We start from the raw sequence: 19,910 nt of genomic DNA, 5'->3' as shown, positions 1-19,910 counted from the left end.
TATCAGTCAGGGTATCATTCAGGGTTTCGATCAGTATAAACAGGGGCAGATCAATCTGATTTTCCACGGTTGGGCCCCAAGCATCAATACGGTATCAATACGGAATCATTACGGATGAAATCCGTATTGATTCCGTATTGATACCGTATTGATATTGGGGGCGATGTTGGATTTTTGCCTGGGAGGGTGGGAAAAAGGGGGTCTGGAATAACCGGCGGCGAAAGCAAGAGTGGTGGAGCTAAGGGGATTCGAACCCCTGGCCTGAACATTGCGAACGTTCCGCTCTCCCAACTGAGCTATAGCCCCACTCTCTATCGCTGTAAGCGGCTTTCAGGGCCGCGGTGCCGGCCTTTGGGAAGGGCCGGGAAAATGTTTGCTGGTTACCTCAAATCCTTAAGCAGCTCTTTTGTCAAGTCCAGTTTAGTGCCGAGGTCGGCAAAGCGCTGGCGTTCATTGGCCACCACCTCGGCTTTGGCGTTGGCCAGGAAGTTCTGGTTCTGGAGTTTGGCGTTCACGCCGGCGAGTTCCTTCTCCATTTTTTCGATCTGTTTGCCCAGGCGGGCGCGTTCCGCCTCGAGGTCGATGAGCCCTGTCAGGGGCAGGAAGATCTCGATGTTGCGCACCACGGCGGCGATGGAGGCCGGCGGTTTGGCCAGATCGGTGGCCACCTCGAGTTCGTCCACCTTGGCCAGTTTGCCGAAATAGGCTGCGTAGCTGGCAAAGAGGTCTTTCTGCTCCTCAGCAGTGACCCTGATGGCAAGGTTGATCCTGGCACCGGGGTTGAGGTTGATCTGCTTGCGCAGGTTGCGGGCGGCGGAGATGGCCTGCTGCATGAAGGCCATGTCATCGGCGATGGCGGGATCCACCAAAGCTTCGTCACAGACCGGGAAAGCGGCCACGATGAGGGCCTCCTCCGGCTGGGGAAACACACAACTCACGCTTTGCCAGATCTCTTCCGTGATGAAGGGCATGATGGGATGCAGCAGGCGCATGGCGGACTGCATCACGTCGAGCAGGATATACAGCGCGGTGCCGCGGGCGGCGGGATCCTCGGAATTGAGGCGGTCTTTGGACAGCTCGATATACCAGGAGCAGAATTCGTCCCAGATGAACTGGAACACGCACTGCCCGGCGTCGTTGAGCCTCAGGTTCTGATAGTGTCCGGCGGCTTCGCGGGCGGTTTCGTTCAGCCGGGAGTAGATCCAGCGGTCGGCCAGTTCCAGCCGCAGATCCTCTTTGGCCGGCAGCTTCTCGCCCTCGGCCACGTTCATCATGATGAAGCGGTAGGCGTTCCAGATCTTGTTGGCGAAGTTGCGCCCGGTTTCCAGGATGGCGTCGGAATAGATGACATCGGCGCCTTTGGGGGTGCCGAAGACCATGGAAAAGCGGAGGGCGTCGGCCCCCACCTGGTTGATGATGTCGATGGGATCGGGCGAATTGCCCAGCGATTTGCTCATCTTGCGGCCCAGTTCGTCGCGCACAGTGCCGTGCAGCAGGACGGTGTCGAAGGGGATCACATCCCTGAAATGCAGGGTGCTCATGATCATGCGGGCCACCCAGAGGTAGATGATCTCCGGGGCGGTGATCAGCACCTGGGTGGGCAGGAAGCGTTTCAGGTCCGCGGTTTCGCCGGGCCAGCCGAGGGTGGAGAAAGGCCAGAGCCAGCTGGAGAACCAGGTGTCCAGCACGTCCTCATCCTGGCGGAAAGCCGTGTGGCCGCAATCCGGACAGGCGGCCGGAGCCTCTTTCGCCACCACCATGGCGCCGCATTCCAGGCAGTAATAGGCCGGGATGCGGTGGCCCCACCAGATCTGGCGGGAGATGCACCAGTCGCGGATGTTGTTCATCCAGTGCATGTAAACTTTGGTCCAGCGTTCCGGCTGGAAGCGCACTTCGCCCTTTTCCACCACCTCGATGGCGCGGCCGGCCAGAGGCTTCATCTTCACGAACCACTGGTCCGAAAGATAGGGCTCGATCGCCGTGTCGCAGCGGTAGCAGTGGCCCACGGCGTGCTCGTGGTTCTCGATCTTTTCCAGCAGGCCCTGCGCGGTGAGCAGCTGCACCACCTTTTCCCGGCAGGCAAAGCGGTCCAGACCCTCAAAATCAGCCCCGGCGGCGGCGTTCATCACGCCGTGCTCGTCCATCACCAGCAGCTGGGGCAGGTCGTGGCGGCGGCCGATCTCAAAGTCGTTGGGGTCGTGGGCGGGGGTCACTTTCACGCAGCCGGTGCCGAATTCCATCTCCACATACTCATCCGGGATCACGGGGATGGTTCTGCCGGTGAGGGGCAGCCGCACTTCCCTGCCGATCAGGTTTTGAAAGCGTTCATCCTTGGGATTCACCGCCACGGCGGTATCGCCCAGCATGGTTTCCGGCCGGGTGGTGGCCACCACCAGATGGCCGCTGCCGTCGGCAAAGGGATAGCGGATATGCCAGAGTTTGCCGGTTTCGTCGGCGTGCTCCACCTCGTCGTTGGCCAGGGCGGTCACGCAGCGCGGGCACCAGTTGATGATGTATTTTCCCTTGTAGATCAGGCCTTGCTCGTAAAGGCTCACGAAGACCTCTTTCACGGCGCGGGAAAGCTGGTCGTCCATGGTGAAGCGCAGCCGCTCCCAATCGCAGGAAGAGCCCAGCAGCTTGAGCTGGTCGATGATGCGGTCGCCTTTTTCCTGTTTCCAGGCCCAGATGAGTTCCAGCAGTTTCTCGCGGCCCACGTCGTGGCGGGATTGGCCGGATTTGGCCAGTTCCTTTTCCACCATGTTCTGGGTGGCGATGCCGGCGTGATCGACGCCCGGCAGCCAGAGCGTGGGTTCGCCCAGCATCCTGTGATAGCGCACCACCACATCCTGCAGGGTGTTGTTGAGCACGTGGCCGATGTGCAGGATGCCGGTCACGTTGGGCGGCGGTATCAAAATGGTGAAAGGCGGTTTGGACGCGTCTCCGCCCGGCTTGAAATAGCCTTTATCCTCCCAGAAGCGATACCATTTCGGCTCGATCTGAGTTGCTGCGTAGGTTTTGCTGATCTCCATCGGTGTCACCTTGTCTTTATCCCAAAAAGCGGGATCGCTTGATTTTATGCGATAAAATGACCCAAAAATGTCACGCCCCGGTGCTGTCAAGCAAAAAAACCGGGAAAAGGCCCCAAAGCCAGTGGAGAACGGGATACAAGCCCAGGCAAAGACGGGCCGTGAGAGAAATCTTGACAGGGATGATCTCTGTGAGAAGTGTGGAATCCAAAGCCTAAAACAAGGCAGGAAAAGATATGGAAAAACTGAACGACCTGATCCCCTTCATCCAGGATCCCATGATCCGCAAGATCCTTGGTTCGGTGGCGGTTATCGCCCTGTTTTGGCTGATCCACTGGCTGCTGGTGAGCATTACGCACCGGCGGGTGGAAGACCCCAAAACGCGCTACAACCTCAAAAAGACGATCGGCTATGTGTTGGTGACCCTGGGGATCCTGGTGGTGGGCAGGATCTGGTTTCAGGCTTTCGAATCCGCCGCGACTTTCCTGGGTTTGCTGAGCGCCGGCATCGCCATCGCCCTGAGGGACCCCCTGGTCAATTTTGTGGCCTGGATCTTTATCCTGTGGAGAAAGCCTTTTGTGGTGGGAAACCGCATCCAGGTTGGTGAGCATGCCGGAGACGTGATCGACATCCGGGTCTTTCAGTTTTCCATCCTGGAGATCGGCAACTGGGTGCAGGCAGACCAGAGCACAGGCAGGATCATCCACATCCCCAACGGCAAGGTGTTCGAGCAGGCCCTGTGCAATTTCGACATGGGTTTCAAATACATCTGGAACGAGATCCCGGTATTGATCACCTTTGAAAGCGATTGGCAGAAAGCCAAGGCCATATTGCAAAGCATCATCGACGAGCATTCCGGCCCCATGATCAAGGAGGCCGAGCAGGAGATAATCGCCTCAGCCAGGAAATTCCTGATCTATTACCGCAGCATCACGCCCATTGTTTACACCTCCGTGGAAGACAGCGGCGTAATGCTCACGATCAGGTATCTGACCGAGATCAGAAAAAGAAGGGGCGGCGCGGAGAAGATCTGGGAACAGATCCTCACCCGCTTTGGCGCCGAGGAAAAATCGATCTGGCTTATCCCACTTACCGCCTGGTGAAGTGAGCCCTCGTCCGCGCCGCAAAATGACCGGGAAAGTTGCCAGCGCCAGCCAAGCGGATTAGTATATTATCAAACAATATAATAACAAGGAGTAAAACATGGCAAACCAAGACGCGAACCTCGTTGCCTGCGAACAGGAACACGAAATGGCTCATATCCTCAAGGTTTATGGTCGCGAAAAAACCGACGCCAACCTGGCCGACATCAAGCAAAAATGCAAGGATTACAAAGCCGGAGACAGCTACAAGCCCCACAACCGGGAAAACTTCTACCTCTATCTGGAAAAGGAATTCCACTGGAAGAAAGCCTGACAGGCTGATCCGATCTCCATTTGAAGCCCCTGCCCCATTTTGGCAGGGGCTTTTTCTTTGAGGAATGGAAGGTCGACGTCCTCGTCGACCAAGCTCCGCAGGAGCTGGCTTTCTCCAGGCAGTTGGTTCGTAGGAGGTAGCAAAGCCCTGGGGCTTTTGGTCGACGGGGACGTCGACCTTCCGAGCTTTACCCACCCAGTTTGAAAGAGAGGCTTTTTTCATGGCAGGAAAAAACCCGGCCGCTGGGGCCGGGTCCTTCTATCTGAATGGAAGACGGTATTATTTAAGGATGATGAGTTTTTTGGTTTCCTGGTGATTGCCGGCGCTCAGGCGGTAGAAATAGATGCCGCTGGCGCAGGCTTTGCCGCTGAGGTCCAGGCCATTCCAGGAGAGGGTTTGGCTGCCCTGCTGCACTGGGAAGGAGGCCACGCGCTGGCCGGAGAGGTTGTAGATGCTTAGCTCGCCGCTGTCGCCGGCTTTGATCTCGACGGGGATGCTGGCCGTGGCGCCGCCGGCGAAGGGGTTGGGATAGACGCTGCCCAGGCTGCTGCGCTCCGGCAGGGCGGGGGTCTGGGTGGCGCCAACGGTCACGGAGACGGGGCCGAAGAAGTCGCTTGTCCCCACCATGTCCAGGCTTTCCAGCCAGAACCAGTAGGTGCCGGGAGTGTCAAATTCCCAGGCGGTGAAGCTGTAGTCAGCGCCGCAGCTGCAGTTTTGGGCCGGGATCAGGACTGGGGTGAGGTTGATGGCGTCAGCCATGGCCGAAGCGGTGGAGCCCAGCACCCGGAAGCCGACCAGGTCGTTCTCGGAGGCGGTGTTCCAGTTCAACACCGGCTGGTTGGCGGCGTTGACCGCGGCGGTGAAGCCGCTCAACACCACGGGGACGTTGGGCTCGGTGCCGGCATAGAGCAGCATGTCAAAATCGTGGTAGGTGGAGTTCAGGGTGGTGCGGGAAACGATGTTCCGCATCTCGATGGTGACCACATGGCCCACGTCCTCGAACAGCGCCGCCCAGGCGGGATCGCTGTTGAACACATCCACAATTCCGGTGCCGTAGCCGGTCTGGCCGTAAAAGATCCCGGGACCGATATTTTCGGTTGTGCCCCAGCCGTAGGGCAGGGAGTAGGGAAGGGTTTGAATGAAGTCGTGGATTTCCTGTCCGGTGGGATAGGGGGTGGTGATCACATATTCCAGATCCAGGATGCGGAGTTTGTTTTCACCTCCAAAAGTGATGTAGCCGCTGGAGCCGGAATAGGTGCGGATGTCTCCAGATTCGCCCGGGGTTTGCCAGGGATTGCCCGGATTCACCAGATTCACCTGGTCCAGATCGATGAGCCCAAAAGGTGAGAAGGTGATGCCGATCTGGCTGGGGTCGTCGGTGAAGGGAATGCTTTCCTGGCCGCAGGTGATCACGGTCAGCCCGCCTTCGTTGGTGGGATTGCCCATGCGCACGATGTCCTCGGCGTAGTAGTGCAAAAAGGGATAAGCGAGATATAGCGGGGTGTCGCCGAAGCTGTACCAGTCCCCGTCATGGGTGGGAAAGGAAGGGCTGTCAAAATCGAAGAGCCAGACCGTGTTGCGTTCGGTGGCTTCGAGGTCATCCACGTTAAAAGTAAACAAAGGGGTTTGCGCGGAAAGCAATCCGGCCATCAGCACCAGCATCAGGGTGCCGGCCAGCCGCTTGCAAAGCGAAAGCTTGGTTTTCATTATCGTTTCTCCTTGTGGGAATTTAAGGCTAAAAACCACATTTATCATCCCTGCCGATCTTGGCAAGGAATTTTTCATTTTGTCATTCCGGAACGGAGCGCTTTCGGCGCGAAGAGATGGAATCCAAGCCTGGCGGGAATAGTCAAACAAAACCCCACCTTTCTGTCATTCCGGGGAAGGGGCCCCGGAATCCAGGCCTGGCGGGAATAGTCAAACAAGACCCCACCCTGGAATGACACCCGTCCAACAATGGTGGGTGTCGCGGCTTTGGTCGCTGCTCAGTCCCCTCCTGCCTCCAGCAAGAACTTCAGCATTTTTTCCCCGTATCTGGCCCAGACGTCCGCCCGGGACGGAAACTCCACCGTGATCACCGGCACGCCGCGTTCCTTGCCAAAGTAGGTGCCAACGGAGCCGGGGGTGGGATAATCCATCGAGGCGTGGTACTCCATGCCCAGGGTTTTGGCCAGGCCGGGCCCCAGGCCCTGGGTGTCGCCGTCGCTGTTGATGAAGTCGTAGGGGGTGTGCAGCATCACCAGCAGCTCCGGTTTTTCGCGCTCCATCAAGGCGATCAGGAATTGCGTCTCGGGCTCCGAGCCCGCCTGCGCGCCGCCGTAATACTTGTGCCTGGGGTCACCCACGCTGAAGTCCCGGGTGGGGAAATTGCGGTTGGGATCGACGCCGCGGGCGTTCTTGCGGGTATTGGCGATCCTGCCGTCCGGATTGAGCAGCGGCACCACGACCAGGCTTTTGCTGAGGCTGCCGGGCTCCAAACCGCGCAGATGCTGCACCAGAGCGCTGGCGAAGATCTCGCTTTCCGGTTCGTTGCCGTGAATGCCGCCCACGATGAGGATCTTCCTGGACCCGCTGCCCGCGAAGCGGTGCACGGTTATCTCCCTGCCCTGGAAGGATTTTCCGGGTTCGAGAAAGGGCGCGCCTGGGGTGGGCGCGGAAGCTTCAGTTCCGGTTTGCTTCGCCGGCTGTTCGGAGGCCTCCGCCGGGCCGGTTTCAAGGGACGCCTGGTCCAGCCTGGCCCGGCAGGAACATGCCCCCAGCGCCAGCACCAGCAGGGCCGTGCCCAGCCGAATGAGGTTTGCCGCGCTCCTATTCATTTCTGGACCCCGAACCCCGCTTTTTGGGAAAACCTCTTCCTCCGAAACCGTGCTCAGTTGTAGAGCTGGAAGTCTTCAAAGATGATCCGCCAGCCGTAGTTCGATGTCACCAGGCGCAGGATCTTTTTGCCCTGGTCCTGGTATCCCTCGGTGTAGTAATATTGGTCGAATTTCACTTCCACCGTATTGTTGCCCATGTATTTGATGATGATGTTTTCCAGTTCGATGCTGATGTAGCCTGCCTCATAGAATTTTTGGTACTTGTCATCCATCCACTCTTCGTAGCGGAGTTCCCGGCGGGCTTTCTTCGAGGAAACGCTGTAGCCCACAAACTTGTCCGGATCGTACATGGAGCTGTAGGTGCTGATGTCCTTGTTGGACCAAGCGGTAACCCAGCGGTCCAGAAAGTTCCTGATCTCGCCCTCGTCAATCTCCGTCTGGGCGTTGATCGGTTCGGCCGAGCCCTGGGGAGTGCTGATCTCCCGGCTGGCAGGTGCCGCCGCCACCGCCGGCGGGGGCGCCGTCTTTTCCTTGTTCTGCTTCAAAATGAAGAACACAGCCAGTCCGATCAGGATGATCAGGGCCACCAGGATCGCCACCAGAAGCACCGTTGAGCCGGACTGTTGATGGTTTTGCTTTTCCATGCTTTCTCCTTGCCTGAGAAGATATCTGCCAAGGTGGCGATGCTCGCGAGGCTTGGCTTTGTGTCAATCTTTTTTTGCGCGCCGCCGGTTCACGGGCGGCGGAACAAAAACTGCTTGACTTTTCCGCCCCCTTTTTCAGCGTACCACTCCATGAAGTATCTCAAAGCAAGCGCGATCGAATATCTGCTCTGGCTCTACATCCTGGGCTGCCTGGCCTGGCTGCTGTTCCGTTTGGGGGCCTATTCCACGCCTGCCCCGGCCTGGCTGTTGCTGTGCCTGCCGGTGGCCTTTGCTCTGCTGGCAGGATCAATGCCCGGAAGCTTGGGCCGGCTGGTGGCCGTTTCCGGGGAAAAGCCCCGGTTCCAGCTTTGGCAAGCGGAGCTGGGCCTGGCCGTCCTGATCAGTTTCGTGGTGGGCTGGGTGATCGTGGAGGTGAAGCCGCTGGCTTTCCTCACCCAGGCGGGCAACGCCCAGAACATCATCAAGGGCATCTTCAACCCCAATCTGCGGGAACTGATGCCGATGCTTGCCGCCCTCATGGAAACCATCTATCTGGCTTTGCTGGCCACGGTTTTCGCCATTCCCTTCGCCTTTCTGCTCAGCTTTTTCGCCGCCAAGAACCTCATGTACGGCTCCACCCAGGGCAAGATCGCCTACGTCGTGATCCGCACCGTTTCCACCATTTTCCGCTCCATCGAGGCCATCGTTTGGGCCATCATCTTCTGCGTCTGGGTGGGGATCGGGCCCTTTGCCGGCATGCTGGCGCTGTGGATCCATTCCATCGCCGCGCTGGTGAAGCTCTATTCCGAACAGATCGAAAACATCGATCCCGGCCCCGTGGAGGCCATCAAGGCCACCGGCGCCTCCACCCTCCAGGTCTGGCGCTATGCCGTCACCCCCCAGATCCTGGCCCCCTACCTGGCTTTCACCATCTACCGCTGGGACATCAATGTGCGCATGGCCACCATCGTCGGTTTCGTGGGCGGCGGCGGGATCGGCCTCGCCCTCAACCAGCAGCAGCAAATGCTGGCCTGGCGGAACGTGGGCCTCATCATGTGGCTGATCGCCATCGTGGTCTGGGTGATGGACATCTTCAGCGGCTACATCCGCGAAAAACTGGTCTCCACCTAAAAAAGGAACACATTCATGCAGAATCCCGTGGAACTCATCCTCGCCAAGCGCGAAGGCAAAACCCTTTCCCCAGCTGATATTGCCGCCTTCATCACCGGTTTTCTGGAGGGCTCCATCCCCGAATACCAGATGAGCGCCCTGCTGATGGCCATATTTTTCCAAGGCCTGAACCCGGAAGAGATCGCCGCCCTCACCCAAAGCTACATCCGCAGCGGCCAGACCATCGCTTTTCCCGCGGAACTGATCGTCGCGGACAAACATTCCACCGGCGGCGTGGGCGACAAGATCAGCCTCATGCTCGCCCCCATCGCGGCTTCCCTGGGCCTCAGCGTGCCGATGATCTCCGGACGCGGCCTCGGCCACACCGGCGGAACCCTGGACAAGCTGGAATCCATCCCCGGATTCCGCACCCAATACGGCCCGGACGAATTCAAGGCCCTGGTGGAAAAACACGGCTGCGCCCTCGTGGGCCAGTCCGAGGAACTGGTGCCCGCCGACAAGCGGATCTACTCCCTGCGCGACGTGACCGCCACCGTGGAAAGCCCCGGCCTCATCACTGCCAGCATCATGAGCAAAAAGATCGCCGAGGGCGCCGAACACCTCGTGATCGACCTCAAGATCGGCAGCGGCGCCTTCATGCCCGATCTGGACAGGGCCCGCGAACTGGCGGAACTGCTTGTCTCCACCGGCGCCAGCTTCGGCCAGAAGGTCCGGGTGGTCTTTTCCAATATGAACTCCCCCCTCGGTCTGGCTGTGGGCAACGCCTTGGAGATGGTGGAGGCGATCGAATACCTGAAGGGCAATCCCCTGGCCGACACCTGCACCCTCACCACCGAACTCACCTCCCGCCTGCTGCTGAGCGGAGGCCTGGCCCAAAGCGAAACCCAGGCCGTGGAGATGATCAAGGCTGCCGTGTCCGGCGGCCGGGCCCTGGCCAAGCTGGAGGAGATCATCATCGCCCAGGGCGGCGATCCCCGCGCGCTGGAGGATTACAGCCTGCTGGGAACCAGTTCCGTGAAAATCCCCATCCTGGCCGAAACCGCCGGCTGGGTGCAAGCCATCGACGCCCGCGCCATCGGCTACGCCCTGGTGCGGATCAAAGCCGGCCGGATGAAGCTGACCGACACCCTGGACTACGGCGCCGGAGCCCTGCTCATCCCCAAGGTCGGCGATTTCCTGGAAGCCGGCGAACCCCTCGGCGAGGTCCATGCCAACGACCCCGCCCAGGCTGAAGAAGTCGCCCGCCTCATCCGCGCGGCTTACACTCTCAGCCCCGAATCCGTGCCCAGGGAAGACCTGATCCTCGACAGCATCTGAGCATATATCAAGGAGCAACTATGCAACTCAAACCAGGCTACACACTTCACAACTACGAGATCATCAGCCAACTTGGCGAAGGCGGGATGGGCGAGGTTTGGCTGGCCCGGGACATCCATCTGGACCGCGAAGTGGCCATCAAATGCCTCAATCCCCAGCTCACCGCAGACCCCCAGTTTGCCGAACGCTTCCGCACTGAAGCCCGGATCCAGGCCAAACTCACCCACTCGAACATCGTCAGCCTCTACGCCTTCTTTGAAGAGGCGGGTAACTATTTCATGGTGCTGGAGTACGCCAGGGGCATCACGCTCCGCGAGCTGATCAACCGAACCGGGCCCATCCCCGAAAGGCGCTCCCTGCGCATCTTTGAACAGCTGGCCGACGCCCTCGCCCATGCCCATGCCGGAGGTATCATCCACCGTGATGTAAAGCCCTCCAACGTGATGGTGGATCCCGAGCGCAACGATGCCGTGAAAGTGATGGATTTCGGGATCGCGCGGCTGCTGGGAGAAGGTCACCTCACCCGCACCGGAACACGGATGGGGACCATCTATTACATGAGCCCGGAACAGGTCCGCGCCGAAAAGGACATCGATCGCCGCTCCGACATCTACTCCACCGGTGTGGTCCTCTACGAGATGCTCAGCGGCCAATTGCCCTTCTCCTCCGACACCGACAGCGATTTCGTCGTGCAAACCAAGATCGTGAACGAACCCATTCCCGATCCCCGCGCGATCTATCCCCACATCTCGGGCGACATCGTGGACCTGGTGGGGTGGATGACAGCCAAAGACCGGGGTGACCGGCCTTCCAGCTTTGAAGAACTTTTCACCGGCGATGCGGATTACGAGGACTACTCCGGGCCAAATGGCGGCGGGGAGGAAAACGACTCCGACCAGGATGAGGAACATGTGACCGCAGACAAACCCACAGGATTCTGGGCCAGTTGCGGAACCTTCCTCCTGGTTATCCTGATCGGCCTTGTGATCATGCTGATCGTCAAATCCTTGGTCTTTCCCTGATCCAGCAATACGGCAGCTTTATCCGTCAATCCCCCTGTGGAAATTTTTCCTCAGCGAAGCCCAGGCCACGTCCACCCCAAACCTTTGTCTGAAAAGGAATTGAGGCCAAAGCTCCGGCCCATCGTACCCTAATGCTGAGACCTCAAACAAGCACGCTCCCGCGATAACCCGCGATTTTTCACTTGACAGCTATTTGTTGGTGAATATTCTGCGCAAAAAGGGTTCGCCCACCGCCAGCGCGGGGGAGGATCATCGCCAAACATTATGCGTCCTTGAAGGAGGAACTTATGAAAAGCTTGACAAGACTGGCGCCAGTCCTGTTGATCGGTTTGCTGTTTTTGCTGGGGGCCTGCGCCTGGCTCCTGCCCAAGGATGACGAAAACCCGGTCATACAGATCTCATCCCCCACCAACTACTTTTCCTATGCCACCACCCAGGCCACGCTCGACCTGGCCGGAACGGCTTTTGACAACAAAGAGATCAAATCCGTCACCATCAAGGTCAACGACGCGGCTCCCGTGGCGGCCACCGGAACCACCAGCTGGAGCCTGACCGATATCGCCCTGGCCATGGGCGACAACATCATCGTCTGCGAGGCCAAGGACAAGAAGGGCAACTCCGGCACCGCCACCTTCATCGTCACCCGGAACACGGACGTCGAGTTCACCGGCCATCCCTACTTCAGCCAGAGCAGCTTTTTCGCCGGCCAGACCGGCTACACCGTGGTGCGCCAAAGCCTGGCCGCCACCACCCGCGGGATCACCGAGGCCAAGGTGGCCCGGGTGGATTCCACCTTCGCCGTGATCGAAGAGATCGGCCAGATCTATGACGACGGCAACCTCTACGACCATCACGACGAGATCCTCGGCGACGGCGTCTGGTCCGGTTATCCCGGCATCATCGAAGACCTTCCCGGAGACCGCTATTACCGCATCGTGGCCTATTCCGACGCCAAGGTGGCGAACTATTCGCCCCTGTACATGGTTTCCGTGCATGAAGAGATCACCGAGACCCAGATGGACCAGATGGTAAACAACCATGAAGGCATCGCCGCCGCGCTCAACGCCACCGACGCCAACACCCTCGAGGAAGGCGCCCAGGAGCTGAAAACCTGGTTTGAAGACCAACCTGGAGTGACCAAGGCGGAAATGGTGGACGGCTACCTCGAGGTGACCTACGACACCGGGATCAAGGGCGGCGTGATCTTCTCCGAAACCGACGAGGACGGCTTCATCACCACCAAGGGCGGCTCCGCCACCCCCACGCGCGCCAACGCCAACATCCCCCTGCGCAAACAGACCAGAGGGCAAAACACCCTCGAGGGCGCCATCGCCAACCTGAACTGGAACAGGGCCAAAGAACTGGACCCCAACGCCATTCAGGACAAGGATGTGCTGATCTGGGCCCCCTTTGAAAACGCCTTCGGCATCGACATGCGCCCCAGCCTGGAAACCATCTTTGCCGACAGCGACCTCGGCCTCAACGTCGTTTCCCTCACCAACCAGCAATGCACCATCGCCTCCCTTACCAACCTCGCCGAATTCGGCACCGTGATCTTCGACACCCACGGCTCCGGCGGCGAACACATCCTCACCGGCGAACTGATGACCGACGACAACATCTGGGACTACATCCTCCAGATCCTCAACGACGAGATCGGCTATTTTCAAAACGTCACCTACTCCAACGTGGGCGGCTTTGTTCAAAAGGGCACCGTCTTCAGCGTCCGCAGCGCCTACATCGCCTCCCTGGCCGGCACCATGCCGAACAGCCTGATCTTCAACGGCTCCTGCGAAAGCTCCAAAACCGCCAACCTCTCCACAGCTTTCCTGGGCAAAGGCGCCAAGGCCTATTTCGGCTTTAGCAAGATCGTCTCCACCAGCTTCTGCAAGGCCAAAACCGACGAGATCTTCCAGAAAATGGCCGTGGACCTCAAAAACAACGGCCAGGCCTTCGTTGCCGGTCAAACCGACCCCATCAGCCACCACGCCACCTTCACCATGAACTCCACCACCAACGAACTCCACTATTCCTACGACCTCATCAACGGCGACTTCGAAATGGGCAACCTCAACGGCTGGTTCCGCGACGGCGACGGCCGCGTGATCACCGTTTTGGGAGACCAGGCGCCACCTCAGGGATCCTACATGGGCATCATCTCCACCGGCCTCGGCTACACCACCAGCAGCGGCTCCATCTCCCAGCCCTTCAAGGTCCCCGATTCCGTTACCAACCTCAGCATCAAGTGGAACTACATCTCCGAGGAATTCATGGAATGGGTGGGCTCCGTGTATCAGGACTACCTCACCTTCACGCTCACCGACAGCCTCGGGGTGGAACACGTCCTCTTCTATGAAAGCACCGATTCCTTCGTGGACTACGGGCTCACCAGCTGCACCCCGCCCATCTCCTTCGACCAGGGCGGCTGCTACATGACCGGCTGGAGAACTTTCCTGGCCGACATCAGCGCCTACCGCGGCCAGGTGGTGCGCCTCAGAATTGCCATCGGCGACGTGGGCGACAGCATCTACGACTCCGCCGCCCTCCTGGACGAGATCACCATCTATTGAGGATCGCGTGAAACGCCTCATGGCCGTGGTCGGATTGATCGCCCTGCTAACGGGCTGCTGCATCGCCACCACCGATGAGCCGGGCATCAAAGCCCTGCTCTGGAGCGACGGCGAAGCCCGGCCCTGCGAACAGGCGGACTCCCTGGCCCAAAGCGCCCTCAAACTGCTGCAAACCGCCGACGACGAAGCGCGGCTGATCGTCAGCCCCGACCTCATCGACTCTCTGAAGGCCTCAGGTACAGCCCTCGAGATCATCTGGCCGGACACCCTGACCGTGACCCTGCCCTTCGGCGCCAAAGACCGCCTCGAGCGCGTGCTGATCCCCCTCAAAGGCGAATACGCCTCCGACGGGGCCAGCGCCCTCATCCTCTACGGAACCAACACCTACGGCACCCCCGCCCTGCTGAACAACGCCGCGGCGGAGGAACTGAGCAAAATGGGGGAACTGCTGGAACCCTGAAAACCTGAATTTGGCTCCGGGACCGCCGCCAACCACGCCTGGCCCAAAGCTGGGGCGGCCTCCGGAAAGAAAAACGATGGCGGGCGGATCACCTTCGGTCCGCCCGTTTTTTTTGGAATCTCTTGCAAATCGTGTGGGCGGGAATAGCCCCTCCACGCTGGAGTCGAGCGAGTCACGGGCATCGACTCCAGCAGAACCTGCAACCTTTCCGCCCCAAACCCACGTCATTCCGGGCTTGACCCGGAATCAAGAAACCATCCACCACCCCGCCCCGAACGCACGTCATTCCGGGCTTGACCCCGGAATCCAGAAACCATCCACCACCCCCCGCCCCGAACGCACGTCATTCCGGACGCAGGTGCTTCAGCGCCGGAGGTCCGTCGGGGTCCTCGCCGGACAACTTGTTGGCCGGTGGGGTGAATCGAATCCAGACTTGGCGGGAATAGCCAGTCCCGGTCCCAGGTCAAGGCGGGGTCGATACAGACGCAGTCTGCATCGACACCCTCTGAGGGCATTACTCGTAAGGTCTGGATTCCGGGACCCTGGGGGTTGAAACCCCCTCCCCGGAATGACAATTCGGGGCGGAGTGGGGGATGTGCCAACAGGGCATTACCCGTAAGGTCTGGATTCCGGGACCCCGGGGGTTAAAACCCCCACCCCGGAATGACAGGCTGGGACGGGGCGGGTGGGATAAATGGCGGGGCGGAGTTGGTGGGGTGAATGGCGGGGCGGAGTTGGCGGGATAAATGGCGGGGAGGCCTGCCACTCCATTTTTGCGGTCAGCGCAAACGTCCGCCACCCCCGTCTGCCTGGCCCCGAGGCCCAACCTGCCAGCTTCCTGTTCACCTCCCCCTGAGTTCCCGCCCAGCCAACGGGAAGTAAACGGGAAGTAAATGGGATGTGAAGGGGATGAGGCTTGGGGCGGATCCGGGGTTTTCCGGGAGCTTCGCGAAACGGTTTTCCGGGAGCTTCGCGTACCTGTTTTCCCGGGGGTTCGAGAAACGGTTTTCCGGGAGCTTCGCGAAAGGGGTAGCTGGGGGGTTCGAGAAACGGTTTTCCCGGGGACAAGACGGAAGGCGGTGGCTTCAGCCACCGTTCCTCGGTATCAGCGGCCAGGGAGATACGATCTCCGGCGGTTTCAACCGCCGGTCTGTTTTCCGCTGCCAGGTCAGGCCGGTCCCAACTCCGGTGGCTGAAGCCGACCGGACATCGTCTTTTTCTGGCTCCGGTGTTTTGGGGTACGGTGGCTGAAGCCACCGCCTTCCGTCTTGGCGCGAGGGGTCTGGCTGCATTGTGGCTGAGGCCATCGCCGATATTCCCGCGCCGTTTAAAACCGGTTTACCCCTCCGCCAAGGCTTGTCCCTCACCCACCCCGTTCCAAACGCCTGTCATTCCGGGGAGGCGTGCGCCAGCACGCGGGGCCCCGGAATCCAGGTTTGGCGGGAATAGCCAGTCCCGGTCCCAGGTCAAGGCGGGGTCGATACAGACGCAGTCTGCATCGACACCCTCTGAGGGCATTACCCGTAAGGTCTGGATTCCGGGACCCCGGGTGTTAAACCCCCACCCCGGAATGACAACGAGGTCGGGCCTTCATGTTTTAATCCCCGGAATGACAGGGCGGGGCTATGTGGATGATATGGCTGGATTCCGGGACCCGGGGGTTGAAACCCCCCGCCCCGGAATGACAATTCGGGGCGGAGTGGGGGATGTGCCAACAGGGCATTACCCTGAACGTCTGGATTCCGGGACCCCGGGGGCTGACGCCCCCACCCCGGAATGACTGGGCGGGGCTATGTGGATGATATGGCTGGATTCCGGGGCCCCGGGGGTTAAAACCCCCACCCCGGAATGACACACAGTGGGTACTTGAATTGACAACGCCGGGGACGCCTGCCGGCTATAACGCCAAGATGCCCAAAGCCGCCAGGACAGGAGACGGAAGGCGGTGGCTTCAGCCACCGTTCCTGGGTATCAGCGGCCAGGGAGATACGATCTCCGGCGGTTTCAACCGCCGGTCTGTTTTCCGCTGCCAGGTCAGGCCGGTCCCAACTCCGGTGGCTGAAGCCGACCGGACATCGTCTTTTTCTGGCTCCGGTGTTTTGGGGTACGGTGGCTGAAGCCACCGCCTTCCGTCTTGGCGCGAGGGGTCTGGCTGCATTGTGGCTGAGGCCATCGCCGATATTCCCGCGCCGTTTAAAACCGGTTTACCCCTCCGCCAAGGCTTGTCCCTCACCCACCCCGTTCCAAACGCCTGTCATTCCGGGGAGGCGTGCGCCAGCACGCGGGGCCCCGGAATCCAGGTTTGGCGGGAATAGCCAGTCCCGGTCCCGGGTCAAGGCGGGGTCGATCCAGACGCGGTCTGCATCGACACCCTCTGAGGGCATTACCCGTAAGGTCTGGATTCCGGGACCCCGGGGATTAAAACCCCCACCCCGGAATGACAGGGCGGGGCTATGTGGATGATATGGCTGGATTCCGGGACCCCGGGGGTTAAAACCCCCACCCCGGAATGACAATTCGGGGCGGAGTGGGGGATGTGCCAACAGGGCATTACCCGTAAGGTCTGGATTCCGGGACCCCGGGGGTTAAAACCCCCACCCCGGAATGACACACAGTGGGTGTTTGAATTGACAACGCCGGGAACGCCTGCCGGCTATAACGCCAAGATGCCCAAAGCCGCCAGGACAGGAGACGGAAGGCGGTGGCTTCAGCCACCGTTCCTCGGTATCAGCGGCCAGGGGGATACGATCTCCGGCGGTTTCAACCGCCGGCTAAAAATTGGTATAGCCCTCCGCCATCAAATTACCGCAAATTATCTCAGATTCTCAGGGCCCTGTAACTTGCCAACCCGCATCAGTTCAGGGTTTGGGGGTCAGATTCGCAAAATAACAGCACCCCCACCCCCGGAGGAGGGAAACAGGCCAGGTACCGGGACCGGGAAGAAGGAAACAGGCCAGGTACGGGAGCGGTGGAAAGAGAGGCCAGGCAGGGTAAGGGAATGCTCTTTATACCATAGATATAAATATAACATAAATATAAAATTATATAATAATATATTAGTATATATGTATATATCATTAGATGATAGCATCAGTGTTGATGCAGGTTGCATCAAGCAGGTGTGCCCGTGCCGCCAGGGGGGCGGGGGTGCTGTTATTTTGCGAATCTGACCCCCAAACCCTTTGGCAGTGCGGGTTGGCAAGTTACAGGGCCCTGAGAATCTGAGATAATTATGATCATTTGAGAGCAGCTGTAAGCTCCCGACCTCGCGCCCCGCGGGCTTGACCCCCTCCGTTGAACATCAGCTGCCTAAACAGACAAGGGGGTAGCCTGAGCCACCCCCTGTATCTCTTTTCTTGATTACTTTTTACCCGGCCTGTTGTTCCAGGAACTCAGAAGATCCCGGTCCAGCAGGTAAAGCCGGGTGGGTTTGTTATTGGCCGCCACTCCGGTTTCCACCGTGATGGCGCCGCGATCGATGAGCGATTCGGTGGCGTCCTTGAAGTCGCGCTTTTTTTGGCGGGAGGCGTTCATCAGTTCTGAATGGGTGGCTTTTCCGCCGAAGCGGTTCACCAGCAGGTCCACGAGTTTGCGTTCGGTGGCCAGGCTGTCCCTTTCGTCCATGATGTCCAGGATCGAGAAAATGTGTTCCATGTAGAAGTCGCAAAGGTAGGCGGCTTCGACGATGGTTTCCAGTTCGATCCGGGTGTTTCGGAACCAGGCGTCCTCGGTGTGGAGGCGGATGGCTTCGTTCACTTGGCGCCAGCATTTGGCCATGTGGATGATAAGCGCGAATTTATAGAAGTAGCCGTCGTAAACCCGGGTGAAGTAGCTCATCAGGTTGTCGGAGTTGTAGGCGCTGATCTTGTGATAGGCCTGGGCGTAGTACTGGTCGCGGGCGTCGGCGGCCGCGGCGTCCATCTTGAGTTCGTGTCTTCCGGGCAGGGCGCGCCAGGCGCGGTAGAAGCGGGCGTCGTAGGCGGCGAGGCTTTCCCCGAGGCTGTTGGCGCGGTTGGCGGACGAGAGTTCGAGCTGCGTAAGGTCCTCTTTGCGCACCACGCAGTAAAGGATGCGCTGGAGGAAACCGACCAGCTGGTCGCGGTTCGTGATGGTAGCGTAGAACCAGTCCTGGGTGGAGGCGCCGATCACGCTGAGGGCCGGCTCCTCGATCAGTTCGCTGCGTTCCTGGTTCATGTAGTTGCGCGTAACGCCGTCGTAGATCTCGGTGAGCGACTGCTTGTAGTTCTTATTGTAGCTCTGCTGCATGTCGGCCAGCCAGCCCGAGAATTCGTTGTGCACGAAAAGGCGGCAGGGGTTCAGGTGCATCAGCGAGAGCAGTTTGGAGGCCGTGGTGCCGTTGAGGACGAGGGTGAGCAGTTCATAACTGGCGGGGTCGGATTTGCTCAGCTCGTCCTGATAGGGCTTGTGGGTGAGGCCGGCATAGCGGAGGGCGGTGGTTTTGCGGCTGATCGAGCTGGGGCCGATCACGCAGGCCCAGATGTTCGGGTAGATCCTCAGGGAGCCCACCTCGGCATAGACGCGGTTGCCCAGATTGGCGGCCAGATAGGGCAGCCAGGCGGTGAGCAGGATGCCGGGACGGCAATCGGTGCCCTGGGAGACGAGCTCCAGGTATTCGCGCATGAAATCGGGGAGGCTGTCCAGCTTGAGCGGCACAGACGGACGTTTGCCAAAGAGTTCCAGCAAGGCTTGGTTCATAATGAATTTTCCTCCTTTTCCGTTATTTCCCCCGGGGGGGATGGCAAGTATGACGGGGTTGTGATCCCGGCTGGCGCCGGGGCCTGATTGCGAATGGGTTCAAGGCCAAATGCCGGGAGATCAAGCGCTGGAGTCAGACCCTGTTTCCAGACCCTGGACAGACGGTTGGGAGCGGTCAAGCCCCCCTTGGCTGAAGCTTTGAGTTCCTGAGCGTTAATTACGTGACCAAAATAGCGGCAGGGGGTATCCTGTCAACATAAAAATGGACTTTGGCTGACGTATTTTGCGGTGGTAATAAAGGCTTATAAAAGAGGGGTTTAAGAGGCTGGCGGGGTGGCGGGGTGACGGGGTGACGGGGCCGTGGCGCAGCATGCCAATGCTGAGTTTGGGTTTTTCGCAGGATCGGAATCCTGCGCTACGGGGCCATTCGCAGGATCGGAATCCTGCGCTACGCCGCGCTGTCATTCCGGGGAAGGGGTTTCAACCCCTGGGGCCCCGGAATCCAAGACCCACACCCACGTCATCACTGCGTTCCGGAATGACGCTTCGGGGCGGGGTGAGGGAGGTCCTGTAGTCCATGCTCGCAGGCTCGCTGGACTCCAGGGCGCAGGTTTGGGGCGCGGCGGTTATGGTCTGGATTCCGGGGCCCCTTCCCCGGAATGACAGGGCGGGGGTAGTGAGATGATGACTGGATTCCGGGGCCCCTTCCCCGGAATGACAGGGCGGGGGTAGTGAGATGATGACTGGATTCCGGGGCCCCTTCCCCGGAATGACAGGGCGGGGGTAGTGAGA

General features: G+C 59.7%; 12 protein-coding genes and 1 tRNA gene. 7 read left to right on the top strand and 6 right to left on the bottom strand.

Annotated elements, in window-relative coordinates; all coding sequences use genetic code 11:
• Positions 1–230: 230 nt before the first annotated feature.
• Positions 231–306 (bottom strand) — tRNA-Ala (locus LHW45_06370).
• A 74-nt stretch (positions 307–380) separates the two neighbouring features.
• The gene (locus tag LHW45_06365) at positions 381–3,029 is read right to left on the bottom strand and encodes a valine--tRNA ligase (protein ID MCB5285197.1); all 2,649 of its coding nucleotides are present in this window, start codon (positions 3,027–3,029) and stop codon (positions 381–383) included.
• Between the two features lie 233 nt (positions 3,030–3,262).
• Between LHW45_06365 and LHW45_06360 the strand changes: the two genes are divergently transcribed.
• The gene (locus tag LHW45_06360; protein ID MCB5285196.1) at positions 3,263–4,129 is read left to right on the top strand and encodes a mechanosensitive ion channel family protein; all 867 of its coding nucleotides are present in this window, start codon (positions 3,263–3,265) and stop codon (positions 4,127–4,129) included.
• A 100-nt stretch (positions 4,130–4,229) separates the two neighbouring features.
• Positions 4,230–4,442, top strand: a complete 213-nt coding sequence (locus LHW45_06355) for a hypothetical protein (protein ID MCB5285195.1) — start codon at positions 4,230–4,232, stop codon at positions 4,440–4,442.
• 279 nt (positions 4,443–4,721) lie between these two features.
• Here the strand turns inward: LHW45_06355 and LHW45_06350 are convergent, their stop codons facing one another.
• From LHW45_06350 to LHW45_06340, 3 genes are all read right to left on the bottom strand, one after another.
• Complete coding sequence (locus LHW45_06350) at positions 4,722–6,149, bottom strand: T9SS type A sorting domain-containing protein (GenBank protein MCB5285194.1); 1,428 nt, start codon at positions 6,147–6,149, stop codon at positions 4,722–4,724.
• Positions 6,150–6,427: 278 nt separating this feature from the next.
• Positions 6,428–7,258 carry a succinylglutamate desuccinylase/aspartoacylase family protein gene (locus tag LHW45_06345; GenBank protein MCB5285193.1) on the bottom strand — a complete coding sequence of 277 codons (831 nt, stop codon included), beginning with the start codon at positions 7,256–7,258 and terminating at the stop codon, positions 6,428–6,430.
• Positions 7,259–7,311: 53 nt separating this feature from the next.
• Positions 7,312–7,902 carry a hypothetical protein gene (locus LHW45_06340; protein ID MCB5285192.1) on the bottom strand — a complete coding sequence of 197 codons (591 nt, stop codon included), beginning with the start codon at positions 7,900–7,902 and terminating at the stop codon, positions 7,312–7,314.
• A 150-nt stretch (positions 7,903–8,052) separates the two neighbouring features.
• Between LHW45_06340 and phnE the strand changes: the two genes are divergently transcribed.
• The 5 genes from phnE (at position 8,053) to LHW45_06315 (ending at position 14,402) form a co-directional block, all read left to right on the top strand.
• A complete protein-coding gene (gene phnE, locus LHW45_06335; protein MCB5285191.1) occupies positions 8,053–9,033 on the top strand; it encodes a phosphonate ABC transporter, permease protein PhnE in 981 nt (326 codons plus the stop codon).
• A 15-nt stretch (positions 9,034–9,048) separates the two neighbouring features.
• Positions 9,049–10,350 (top strand): thymidine phosphorylase, encoded by a 1,302-nt coding sequence (locus LHW45_06330; protein ID MCB5285190.1) that lies wholly within the window; start codon positions 9,049–9,051, stop codon positions 10,348–10,350.
• 20 nt (positions 10,351–10,370) lie between these two features.
• Positions 10,371–11,372 (top strand): serine/threonine protein kinase, encoded by a 1,002-nt coding sequence (locus LHW45_06325; GenBank protein ID MCB5285189.1) that lies wholly within the window; start codon positions 10,371–10,373, stop codon positions 11,370–11,372.
• A 287-nt stretch (positions 11,373–11,659) separates the two neighbouring features.
• Positions 11,660–13,942 carry a hypothetical protein gene (locus tag LHW45_06320; GenBank protein MCB5285188.1) on the top strand — a complete coding sequence of 761 codons (2,283 nt, stop codon included), beginning with the start codon at positions 11,660–11,662 and terminating at the stop codon, positions 13,940–13,942.
• A gap of 7 nt (positions 13,943–13,949) precedes the next feature.
• Entirely contained in the window at positions 13,950–14,402 is a 453-nt protein-coding gene (locus LHW45_06315) for a hypothetical protein (protein MCB5285187.1), read from the top strand.
• Between the two features lie 3,360 nt (positions 14,403–17,762).
• Here the strand turns inward: LHW45_06315 and LHW45_06310 are convergent.
• Positions 17,763–19,118, bottom strand: coding sequence for a DUF3987 domain-containing protein (locus LHW45_06310; protein ID MCB5285186.1), 1,356 nt, complete (start codon positions 19,116–19,118; stop codon positions 17,763–17,765).
• Between the last annotated feature and the right edge of the window lie 792 nt (positions 19,119–19,910).

The sequence above is a fragment of the Candidatus Cloacimonadota bacterium genome (assembly GCA_020532085.1).
GTDB lineage: Bacteria > Cloacimonadota > Cloacimonadia > Cloacimonadales > Cloacimonadaceae > Syntrophosphaera.
This window is presented reverse-complemented; position numbering and strand designations above follow the sequence as displayed.

Bases quoted from the DNA above. Each gene is read 5' to 3' on its own strand.
- LHW45_06365 (MCB5285197.1), bottom strand. From the start codon at position 3,029: ATGGAGATCAGCAAAACCTACGCAGCAACTCAGATCGAGCCGAAATGG.
- LHW45_06360 (MCB5285196.1), top strand. From the start codon at position 3,263: ATGGAAAAACTGAACGACCTGATCCCCTTCATCCAGGATCCCATGATC.
- LHW45_06355 (MCB5285195.1), top strand. From the start codon at position 4,230: ATGGCAAACCAAGACGCGAACCTCGTTGCCTGCGAACAGGAACACGAA.
- LHW45_06350 (MCB5285194.1), bottom strand. From the start codon at position 6,149: ATGAAAACCAAGCTTTCGCTTTGCAAGCGGCTGGCCGGCACCCTGATG.
- LHW45_06345 (MCB5285193.1), bottom strand. From the start codon at position 7,258: ATGAATAGGAGCGCGGCAAACCTCATTCGGCTGGGCACGGCCCTGCTG.
- LHW45_06340 (MCB5285192.1), bottom strand. From the start codon at position 7,902: ATGGAAAAGCAAAACCATCAACAGTCCGGCTCAACGGTGCTTCTGGTG.
- phnE (MCB5285191.1), top strand. From the start codon at position 8,053: ATGAAGTATCTCAAAGCAAGCGCGATCGAATATCTGCTCTGGCTCTAC.
- LHW45_06330 (MCB5285190.1), top strand. From the start codon at position 9,049: ATGCAGAATCCCGTGGAACTCATCCTCGCCAAGCGCGAAGGCAAAACC.
- LHW45_06325 (MCB5285189.1), top strand. From the start codon at position 10,371: ATGCAACTCAAACCAGGCTACACACTTCACAACTACGAGATCATCAGC.
- LHW45_06320 (MCB5285188.1), top strand. From the start codon at position 11,660: ATGAAAAGCTTGACAAGACTGGCGCCAGTCCTGTTGATCGGTTTGCTG.
- LHW45_06310 (MCB5285186.1), bottom strand. From the start codon at position 19,118: ATGAACCAAGCCTTGCTGGAACTCTTTGGCAAACGTCCGTCTGTGCCG.